Annotated in this window: 8 protein-coding genes; 7 read left to right on the forward strand and 1 reads right to left on the reverse strand. The window is 37.1% G+C overall.

Translation table 11 applies throughout. The features are described 5' to 3' along the window. From F1E73_RS15455 to F1E73_RS15485, 7 genes are all read left to right on the forward strand, one after another. On the forward strand, positions 1–516 hold a 516-nt coding region (locus F1E73_RS15455), incomplete at its 5' end, for a M23 family metallopeptidase (RefSeq protein WP_150452442.1). A gap of 367 nt (positions 517–883) precedes the next feature. Then, entirely contained in the window at positions 884–1,345 is a 462-nt protein-coding gene (locus F1E73_RS15460) for a JAB domain-containing protein (protein ID WP_150452443.1), read from the forward strand. 362 nt (positions 1,346–1,707) lie between these two features. Then, entirely contained in the window at positions 1,708–2,325 is a 618-nt protein-coding gene (locus F1E73_RS15465; RefSeq protein WP_140157773.1) for an RNA polymerase sigma factor, read from the forward strand. Between the two features lie 119 nt (positions 2,326–2,444). Further along, positions 2,445–3,515 carry a FecR family protein gene (locus F1E73_RS15470; RefSeq protein WP_086478224.1) on the forward strand — a complete coding sequence of 357 codons (1,071 nt, stop codon included), beginning with the start codon at positions 2,445–2,447 and terminating at the stop codon, positions 3,513–3,515. 108 nt (positions 3,516–3,623) lie between these two features. Further along, complete coding sequence (locus F1E73_RS15475; RefSeq protein ID WP_223883471.1) at positions 3,624–7,067, forward strand: TonB-dependent receptor; 3,444 nt, start codon at positions 3,624–3,626, stop codon at positions 7,065–7,067. Between the two features lie 6 nt (positions 7,068–7,073). Continuing rightward, complete coding sequence (locus F1E73_RS15480) at positions 7,074–8,909, forward strand: RagB/SusD family nutrient uptake outer membrane protein (RefSeq protein WP_086478225.1); 1,836 nt, start codon at positions 7,074–7,076, stop codon at positions 8,907–8,909. A 34-nt stretch (positions 8,910–8,943) separates the two neighbouring features. Further along, positions 8,944–9,888, forward strand: a complete 945-nt coding sequence (locus tag F1E73_RS15485) for a BT_3987 domain-containing protein (protein WP_086478226.1) — start codon at positions 8,944–8,946, stop codon at positions 9,886–9,888. A gap of 290 nt (positions 9,889–10,178) precedes the next feature. Here the strand turns inward: F1E73_RS15485 and F1E73_RS15490 are convergent, their stop codons facing one another. Continuing rightward, positions 10,179–11,402, reverse strand: a complete 1,224-nt coding sequence (locus F1E73_RS15490) for a site-specific integrase (protein ID WP_150452444.1) — start codon at positions 11,400–11,402, stop codon at positions 10,179–10,181. Positions 11,403–11,562: the final 160 nt, after the last annotated feature.

Raw genomic sequence — 11,562 nt, forward strand, 5'->3', positions numbered from 1 at the left:
TACTCGTACATAAGCTCTTTGGAAACCTACCTTAAATACCGTCCTAATTTGTTAACGCAATTTCCTGCTGCCGTCCCCTTGGGAAAGGGTAAATATTCCATTTCCAGTGACTATGGATTTAGAATACATCCCATTTCTAAAAACGAGAAAAATCATGTTGGGATCGACTTATCCGCCCCGGATGGAACCACCGTACATGCAACGGCTTCGGGTACCATTGAGAAGGTGGTACATTCCCCGATAGGGTATGGCACCCATATAGTTATAAGGCATCGCTTTGGTTTCGAGACGTTATATGGGCACCTGGAAAAAGTCTTGGTCCATAAAGGGGAGTCCATAGCCCAGCATCAGATTATTGGCACGGTGGGAAGTACAGGAAGTTCTACAGGACCCCATCTGCATTATGAGATTCTGAAAAATAGAGAGAAGATCGATCCGCGACCTTCCTTTGATCTGAAAAAAAAGATCTATGATGAGCTGTTCTTTAGCAACTCCAGAACGGAAGGAGTGGAGTAGGAGTCTTCCATCTATTGATTCTTAGTTTTATAGGCTCCTTTCTCCAGAAACTATGGATCCAAACTGTTATAGATGGGTTCTAATAATACCCTTATTGTTTTATGGGGACAGATTCTATCCCGGTTTTTATTAGCCCGAATATCTTAGTCGGTCGAAGGAATTGCCTATACCTATTAAGTCAATTTTCATGACTATGCCGCAAGTTAATCAAGCCGCCTTTGCCCAGTCCATGTAGTATTAGAAAAAATGGGGTATCCCTCCTGTCGGGGGAACCCACCGCAATTTTTTAAAATCTCCACATGGACATATCCGCACCGCTGCGCTGCTGTTGATTGTGTTGGCTGCATAATCTTAAAAATTTACAATCATGGAAAAAATTAGAATCGCAACCTTTAAGGATTTTGTTGGAGAATTAACGGCTATTTACAAAAGAACCACACTACCTACGTTTAAGATAACCGCTTCCAGTGACGTGAGAACTTTTATTTATCCTTACTTCGAGGATATTATGGACGATCACGAGGAAGTGAAGGTCATCCATCTGAACCGAAAAAATCAGGTGGTAAACGTTCACCATCTAACCTCTGGAACCGATAGTGGCTGTCTGATCTCGGTAAAAGACGTACTCCGGCAAGCAGTCCTGATTAAAACACATAGCATAATATTAGTCCACAATCATCCTTCTGGGAACCTAAATCCCTCGGAAGCTGATAAGCAAATATCAACCAAACTGAGGAATGCTTCCAAATTATTGGATATTCCCACGCTGGATAGTATTATCATAACCAGGGAAGGATATTACTCCTTTGCGGATGAAGGGCTTTTATAGGCCCTTTTTTCTTCCATTATCTCTAATATTCTTGATTGTTTATCTCATGATTTGATTTTTATGCACAGTCTAGGATTTACTTAAAATTGATCGTAATTCAACTTAACAATACTTTAACGTGCGGTTAATTTTATTAACTTGTCGTTTTTTTGATCTAAAAACGTAGTCTTTTAAACAAAATAGTTTAGTTGTCATTTTTTCAATTCTCATCCTTATTTATTTCTAACTAACCGGTAAAATGAGGTGTATATAGCCTGAGCCTACTTTATTATATGAATTAAGGGTTTGTTGATATATAAGAATTGGCAATTAGTTTCGATAGCTATAATATATGGGAAGAAGTCCAAAATAGCTGGTTAACAATGAAGAAAAGAATGTTAGGAAAGTCAAATTTTTCTGAGTATTTAGTTTGGGAAAGAATTAAAACCGGCGACACCAAATCACTAGGTCAGCTTTATGATTATTATGTGGATGATTTGTATTCGCATGGTATGAAAAGAATTTCAGATAAAGGATGGGTAATGGATTGTATCCATGATCTTTTTCTGGACTTATATAAATATAGACTCAAATTATCCGAACCAGACAATATTAGTTATTATCTTCAGAAATCATTGGAACGAAAAATTAACCGGAAATACGGAAGAAAGGAGTCGCCTGTTTCTGTAGATATTCCACTTTTAGATTTTATTCGTGATAAAAATTCGATTCCCTCAATTGAAAGTGAGATAATTATCAATGAACAGGCTTCCAAAAAAAGCAATCGTTTGGCTGTTGCCATGGACTCATTAACCGAAAAACAACAAAAAGGCCTGTATTTGAGGTTTTATCAAGACAAATCTTATGAAGAGATTTCAAAGATCATGAATGTTTCAATTCAGTCTGCTAGAACCATGATTTACAGGGCGCTAACTAGCTTGAGGCAAACCCCTATGTCTGTTTTTCTACTTCTTGAAATATTATTTTTTAAAAATAGTTAGAAAAAGTTGTCTATACATCTACTATTAACTGCTTATATATATAGGGAGGGGTATTCTTATGTGTTTAATTTCCATAAGTTATATCCCCCCCCCCCCCCTCTGATTGAAATGAAATTATTATGAATATTAAAGAAAATAATAACAAGGAAGATTTCTTATTGTCTAGCAAGGAGAAGAAGGAATTAAAAGGAAAAATATTCCAATCTATTCACAGCCTTGAGAGAAAGAAGAAACGTTTGCGTTTCATGGCCGCTGCTTCTGCTATTATTTTGCTCGGAATAGGAATGTTCTATAATCAATCACCAACAGAATCTATTATAGATTATGTTAATACCTCTGCGTTACTAGAAGAGAATAAGAATGGCAAGGTGATTTTAATAACCGGGGAAGGAAAAGCGGTAAATGTAGAGGGTGTGGACTCCAAGATAACCTATTCGTCAACTGGGGACAAAGTTACTATAGAAGAGGAGCAATCTATTTATCAGAATGCATTAAAAAAGAATGCTGTTGTATACAATACCTTGATGGTACCCTTTGGGAAGAAATCTAAAATTGAATTGTCTGATGGTAGTAAAATTTGGTTGAATTCAGGCTCTCGATTGGTATACCCTGCTGTTTTTAAAGGGGGTAATAGAGAGGTCTATCTGGAGGGGGAGGCCATATTTGAAGTAGTTAGTGACAAGAAGCGTCCTTTTTTGGTGGTCTCGGAGGGACAAAAAATAGAAGTCTTAGGTACTGTATTCAATGTGAGTACTTATAAGAACGATAAAGAAGTTAAGACTACATTAAAAAGCGGTAGCGTAGATATTGAATATCTTAGCCAGAATTTAAAAAAACCTAAAAATAGGCTAAAAATCACCCCTGGGACCCAGGCTACTTACAATAAGGCAGATAAAAGAATAGTGTCAGAAACCGTTAATGTGGATCACTATTTTTCATGGAGAAATAATGAGTTGGTATTTAAAAATGATGCTTTGCAATTTATAATAAGAAAGCTAACAAGACATTATAATGTGGATATTGAAATAAATGCTCCAGAGCTTGCAGAAGAAACCTTTTCGGGAAATTTAGATTTAAAAGAAGATGTTGAAAAGGTATTACGGATTATAGCTAGAACAACAGATATGGAATATACCAAAATATCTGAAAACCAATATGTAATCAACAAAAAAGAACTGCCAATGAAGTAGAGCTATTATCGAAATATTAAGAAAAAGCCAAAAGATGCGCCAACATCTTTTGGCAGTAAAACCAACATTGCCTTGACCGGGCAACATTAACTAACATAAAACAAAATTATGAATAAAAATTTCAGTCGCATTCCACAGCGAGTAAAAAATACTGTGAAATGCGGCATACTTAGCATCATTATGAGGGTTTTTCTATTACTGATAAGTTTGGGCTTGTGCTCTGTTTACGCCAATCCTTCATACTCCCAAGTGAAAATAGACATCAACGTAGAAAAAGTTTCACTAAAAGAACTGATAAAGGAAATTCAGGACAATAGCGAGTATATCTTTTTTTATAAAGATGAAGTATTGAATGAGGAGAAGTTAATATCACTGAATTTTAAAAATTCAGAACTGACTACTATTCTAAATAAAGCATTTTTTAATACAGATATAAGCTATGAAATTGATGGTAGACAGGTTACCATTCACAAAAAACAAAATTCCGACCAGACAAACTCGATCTTAGAGAATTTATCCCAACAAAAGTATGTGGTAACAGGGGTTGTATTGGATGAAACCGGAGCTCCACTTCCTGGAGCTAATATTTTGGAGAAAGGAACCACAAATGGAACGCAAACCGATTTTGATGGGAACTTCACCATTACCCTTACCAGTGAAAAACCTGTATTGATTGCTTCTTATATAGGTTATGCCACAAAAGAAATTGTTGTTGGCTCCAAAACCGAATTTACAATTACTCTAGAAGAATCAGCTGCAGGTTTGGAAGGTGTGGTTGTAGTAGGTTTTGGGAAGCAAAAGGAGGAAAGTGTGGTTAGTGCTGTGAGTACCGTTAAGGGAGCGGATATAAGAATGCCAACTAGGAATTTAACCAATAATATTGCGGGTAGAATTCCTGGGTTGATTGCAATTCAGCGATCGGGAGAACCAGGTTATGATAACTCTGAATTTTGGATACGAGGAGTAAGTTCCTTTGCAGGTGGAACACAGCCCTTGGTATTGGTGGATGGTATCCCCAGGTCTATGAATGATATTGACCCAGATGCTATTGAATCTTTTACCTTGCTAAAGGATGCAGCTGCTACTGCTGTTTATGGTGCAGAAGGAGCTAATGGAGTTATTTTGATTACTTCTAAACGAGGGAAAAATCAGAAGACCGTCATATCTTATAGAGGAGAATATGGAATTTCGGAACCTACACGTTTGCCCGAATTTGTTGGGTCAGTAGATTTTATGCATTCCTATAATGAAGCGCTTATAAATGAAGGGAGAGTTCCATCCTATAGTCAAGAATTAATTGGTAGATATGCTTCAGGTCAGGATCCTTACCTATATCCAGATGTTCAGTGGTTAGATTTATTGAGTAAAACAACCAATAATACTCGACACTTACTAAACTTTAGAGGAGGAGGTGACCGCGCAAAATTCTTTATCTCTAGCTCATTTTACAATGAAAGTGGAATTTTTAAGCAAAACCCCGTTGCAGATTATAACAATAATATTGGGCTGAATAGATATAACTTAAGAAGTAATGTTGATTTTGATGTTACTCCTACCACTTTGCTAACCGTTGACTTGAGTGGTCAATATATGGAAACAAACTTTCCAGGAGTAGGAACTTCACAGATTTTTCAGCGAATGACAATTGCTCCTCCAAATTTGTTTCCCATGGTTTTTCCGGATGGCGTAAACGCTTCACATCCAAGGCCAAGTGGAAATAGAGTAAATCCATATAACTTATTAATGGAGTCCGGGTATGCCAAAGAGTGGAGAACAGGGATTCAATCTAAAGTAGCTATAGAACAAGATTTAGGAATTCTTACCGAAGGGTTAAATGTAAGGGGGGTAGTGAGCTATGATTCCTATTCTCAGTATGGGTCAAGAAGATTAAAGACACCAGCCCAGTTTGTCACGAGAGGTAGGGACGGAAACGGCGAATTAATTTATAATCAAGTAATTAATGAACAGCCGTTTGGTGAGCCTACTGAAAGCAATAGCGGATTTAAGAATATTTATTTGGAATCCTCCATTAACTATAGTAGAGTATTTAATGAAACTCATGACGTAGGTGGAATGGTGCTTTATTATCAAAAAGAGAAACAGCATCACGATCAAGCTTTAGCATTCAGGAAGCAAGCTTATGTTGGTAGAGCTACTTATATGTACGATAGGAAATATTCTCTTGAAGTTAACTTTGGACTTACTGGGAGTGAATCATTTGCTGAAGGGCATCGATTTGGATTTTTCCCTGCTGTTGGTGCCGCTTGGGTAATTGATAAGGAACCATTTTTTAAGGGGAAAATAGAGGATGTTATTTCAGGACTTAAATTGAGGGCGTCTCTTGGTCGGACTGGAAATGATCAGACAGGAGGAGAACGATTCCTATATAGGGGGACCTTTAACGGGGCGCCTGGTTATCCAATCGGAATTGGAGGTAGCGGCGGTCAAAATGGAATAGGAGGATTAGTAGAAGGTAGATTTGCTTCACCTGCATTGTCATGGGAAATTGAAAATAAAGTTAACTACGGTTTGGATATTGATTTATTTTCTAATAGGATTAACTTATCCGTGAATTATTTCGACAATGAGAGATACAATATCCTTCTACAAAGAAGAACCGTTTCTGCTGCAGCGGGATTTAGACAAGCTCCTTGGCAGAATTTCGGGAAGGTTTCGAATAGAGGGTTTGATGGAAGCCTAAATATTAGAGAGAATTTTAATGATTTATCTATAGCTATTAGGAGTAATATAACGTATGCAAAGAACAAAATTATTGAATATGATGAAGTTCCGCAGCTTTATGACTGGATGAACATTACTGGAACAAGCCTTAACATTAATAGCATTTATGTGGCAGAAGGACTTTATGAAGATTCTGATTTTGATATATCTACCGACGTTAATGGTAATAACGTATATGAACTAAAAGAAGGCTTGCCCGTATCTACACTTGGAGCTAACCTTAGACCTGGAGATATTAAATATAAGGATCTAAATAATGATGGCGTTATTAATCAATTTGATCAGTCTCGTGATATCGCCAAACCTTCTGTTCCAGAATTGGTATACGGAGTTGGGTTAAACGTGGACTATAGGAATTTTTATGTGAATGTCTTCTTTCAAGGTGCAGGAAGTGTTTCAACGGTACTGGGAGGTCAAAATGGTCAAGGTTTTTTCCCGTTCGCTTGGGGGGTAGAAGAAACCTCGTTAAGAACAATAGCCATGGACAGATGGAGTCCGGATAATCCTAGCCAGGATGTATTGTTTCCAAGATTAAGAACAAGTAATTTCTACCACAATAGTGTGCCAAGCACATGGTGGTTAAGAGATGCTAGCTTTCTAAGATTGAAAAATGTAGAAATAGGTTGGCAGCTTAATGAAAATTTAGTTGATAGACTTAAAATAAGAAGTGCCAGGTTTTATGTGATGGGTACTAATTTACACGTTTGGGATGATGTTAAATTTTGGGACCCAGAAATTGGAAATGCTAATGCTGGAATGAATTACCCTATACCGAGGAACGTAACATTTGGATTGGATTTAAAATTTTAAAAGACAATGAAAAACTATATAAAATTATTCACCGCATTTTTTGGCGTACTGCTTCTATTCTCCTGTAGCAAAGACTTTTTGAATGTTTCAGATGAACTTGCGGGCGAACAGACAATGGAGGAAATTTTTAATAACCCTTCTCAAGTAAGAGAATTTCATCGAAATATCTTTACAGGGATTCCAAATTCCTCCAACATGATTATCGGTATTGGTGGCCTAGATAACCCTTGGGCAGGAGCTTCGGATGAACTTAAAATGGCGCAAGGTCCTTTGAGGAATACTACTACCAATGGTTATAACCAAGCCAATGCGCCTTTTCATAGATGGAATCTTCTTTATCAATTAATTAGACAGGCTAATTTATTTCTTGAAAACGCTAAAGTGATTCCGCAAAGTGGTTTGGCAGATTATATTGATCAAAATGAACTTGCAGAGCTTAGAGCACAAGCTAGATTTTTACGAGCTTACTATCACTATCTGTTATTTGAGTTGTATGGACCTATTCCAATTATGGATACCAGCATAGATCCATTATCTACTGATTTGGATTTTGCGCGTAATTCGGTGGATGAGGTAGTGACATTTTTAGACCAGGAATTGTTGGAAGTGTCGGATCAGTTGAATTCTATAGAGACAAAAGAGGATTTTCTTGCATTACCTACAAAAGGGGTTGCCTTGGCAGTCAGAGGTAGAATGTGGATGTACGCTGCGAGTCCTCTTTTAAATGGAGGATACGCAGAAGCTTTAGAGATTACGGACATGGATGGAGAGAAGCTATTTCCAGAGAACGATCCCACAAAGTGGCAAAAAGCGTTAGACGCTATGCAAGATTTCATTGATTTTGCCGAAGCTGGCAATTATGAGTTATATAAGGAATATGATGATAACGGAGATTATGATCCTCACGCCTCTTTATATAATCTATTTAGGGGAATCAATAAGGAAGTGATTTGGGCTAATCCCAATGCGAGCTGGGGAGCACTTTGGGGTGAAGGTGTAGATAGAAGAGCAACGCCACGTACAGAAAGAGGTGGTTTTGCAAACATTGCGGTCACTCAAGAGTTGGTAGATGACTTTTTTATGATAGATGGATTAACTATAGAAGACTCTCCGTTATATAGTGAAGAGGGGATTTCAGGGCCTGGAGAAGACCTTTCTGGACAAGCTGGGGAAGGTATATATAAGATGTGGATCAATAGGGAGCCGCGTTTTTATCAAACGGTATTTTATCAAAATAGAAACTGGCATATAAGTAATAATTCTATTCAATTTTTTAGTGGTAGTGGAAATGGAAATACTTCCGCCGACTATCCATGGTCGGGCTATTTGTTATATAAACGCATAAGTCGGGAAATATATAACTCTGGTAGCAATCCGCAATCAGAATATCGCCCATCATTTATATTTAGATTGGCAGAGTTTCAATTATTATTTGCCGAAGCCCTCAATGAGGTAAATCCGTCAGATCCTAGAGTTATTGAGTATGTTGATAAAGTGAGAGACCGTGCAGGTATTCCTAAACTGATAGATGTGAAGGCCAATATTGTTGGAGATCAAGATAAACAACGTGAAGCCATTCAAAGAGAAATGAGGGTTGAGTTGGCAACAGAAGGTCAGCGGTATTTTGATGTGCGAAGATGGATGATTGCAGATAACCAAGTTGGTGAAGGAGGCCAGGGGGGAACCTTTTATGGCATGAATATGAATGCCTCGGATGAAATGAGTTTTTATAAGAGAACCCCTTACGAGACCAGAGCATGGGATAAAGCAATGTATTTATACCCTATCCCTCTTGATGAAATTCAGAAGAGCGAAAAACTAATCCAAAACCCTGGATGGTAGTCGTTTAAATTAGAAAGAATTAAAAAAATAAAAAATGAAAAAATATACTATAGTGCTTCAAACCTTAATGTTATTAATGGCATTTCTGCATCTAGGATGTGAAGAAGAGGAATTGGCTAGTTTTAATCAAAATGGAATATTTATATCTCCAAATTTTGGGGAGACTGAAGATTTTAATATTCTATTTATGGATTTTCCATCCGAAAAAGAGATTTCCATAGCCTTATATAAAGAAGCGAAGGAGGATATTGATGTGGAAATAGCTTATAGCAAGGAGTTAATCGATACGTTCAATGAAAATAACGGTACAGACTATGCGCCTTTCCCTGCAGAGAATCTAACTTTTAGTGGTACTACAGCGAAGATTAAAAAGAATGAAAAATCTTCTGACACTTTAAAAATTAGTATTAGTACCCCAGGATTGGATCAAGATCAAATTTATTTATTACCGGTCGAAATAAAGAAGGTTAGTAGTGATAAAATTGAACTTAACAAGGCAATGAACGTAAAGTACTTCGTTTTAAAGAGCGGATTACCTCCTAATATAGCTTTAGGTAAATTAACAACTCAATCTAGCACAATCGCTGGGGGGGTTAGTTCTAGAGCTGTAGACGGTAATACTAGTGGACAGTGGGGAGATGGATCTGTTACGCATACTGGGGGTAGTGGTGAGGAATGGTTGCAGGTTGATTTAGGTAATATTTCTCCATTTATCCAAGAGATAAAATTATTCAATAGACAAGATTGCTGTGGAGATAGATTGGTTGATTTTTATGTGTTCGTTTCAGACGATCCTTTTGAATCAGATTCTGTAGCTGATATTTTATTGCAAGATGATGTCTATAGCTTTTTTCATGAAGGAGTAGCCGGTTATGAAACAGCAATTCCAGTAAGTAGGACAGGTAGATATATTAGGGTACAATTAACAGGTACAACCAATTTATCTTTAGCCGAAGTACAGGTTTTTGGAATTGAATAGTTGCAATAGTTACGATTTCATCGGACAGTTGAAAGTTTTTCGAGGCATTTTGACTTTTGGATTAATTTTGGTTTAGGGGCTCGTTTGGGCCCCAGACCATTCCAGTCGTAAGGGAGGTTATTTCTAAGAGGTTGGTCTTCATCAACGCCTATCTCCGCTTTAGCTGCCTCTGATAAAATTACTATTATATCGGATTGTAAATTCAATATTTTTTCATCAGCCAAATATTTGCTGGAATAGCTCTTAACAACTCCTTTTCAATTAGGAGTATCAAACTGAAGGGGTGTAAATCAAGCCCCTATTACTAAATCCAGAGCCTCGTCCAAGTCTTTGTTGATGAAATTCTGCTGATATTCTATGGTGGTCTTAATGTCGGAATGATTATATAATTTCTGAAGCACCTGTAACGGAATTCGGTCCCCTGAGATATTGCCAAAGGAATGACGGGCAACGTGCATGGTGAGTTTTTTGGTAATATTAGCCCGATGGGCAATTTGTCGCAAGTATCTGTTAAGTTTTTTATTTCCTATTTTGGTCAGTCTCAGAATATCCTTTGGGTCGTTGGTAGCATTTTGCAATTCGGGAAATATATAATCTTTTTCTGAAGTTTTATTCGGGTGGTACTCATCCAATATTTTTTGAAGCTTGTTGTGAATTTTAAGCGATAGGTTTTTATGATTTTTGCTCATCGTATAATATATTCGCTCTCCCTGTACGTTTGCCCATTTCATTTTAAGGGCATCAGCAACTCGCATTCCTGCAAGGTAAAAACTAAAAAGAAACACATTTCGTGCGTGGTGCTGCTTGGGGTCATCGGAAAGATCCAGGGTTTCCAAAATTGTAATTTCCTCCGCGGTTAAGCCAATCTTTATGGATTTTGGAATTCTAATCTTGATTTTGCCTTCGGAATTACCAAAAGGATAAAGATCCTTGGAAATCAAGTTTTGGTGGGTCGCTCTATTGTATAAGGTCCGGATAAAAATCAGGTTGTTAACGATGGTTCTTTCTCCAATGTTGTTTTTACTGCTTCGTAAATAGGATATGAAGCCTCGTAGGAATTGTGGTGTTATAACTTCGAAGGTTAAGTTCTTGGCCTTTGGATATCTCTTAATCCTATTGAGTAAGGGACGTTCTGCATTGATTCTGGAATACTTTTTATTTCGTCCCAGTTCTTGAAAGTAAGATTCTGTAAATTCGTAAAAGGAGTGGTTTTTGTGTTTACCTGATATGGTTCTTTTAATGTCGGCAATCTGGATATTATTGTTGCTTTCAGTCTCAATTTCCAATAAAGATTTATTAGCTTCTATAATTTTGGAAGCGATGAAATTGTTTAAGCGTTTGGAGTTGGGGTGACTTTTTTTAACTTGACTCGTTACTTCATCCCAGTCATGAGGTTTGATTTTTTGGCCCGTATGTATATAAGTGGATTTTCTATTTTTGGTAATCCGGATGGCAATTGTACACTCACCTGCTTTGTTTTTTCTTTTCCAAAGTAATGCCTTAACGGTTGCCATTTGTTCTTTACAATTTAGTTAAAGATACAAAAAAGTGGTAAAACAATGTTAAAACAATTGGCGGTTTTATATGGTTTTATATGGTCTCATATGGTTTTTGGAATTTTGTAAAACCTTGAAACACAGCCATATAAGTGTTTTTAGGGCCATGTATTTGAAA

Origin of the sequence: Arenibacter lacus (assembly GCF_008711145.1) — a bacterium.
Classification (GTDB): Bacteria; Bacteroidota; Bacteroidia; order Flavobacteriales; family Flavobacteriaceae; genus Arenibacter; species Arenibacter amylolyticus.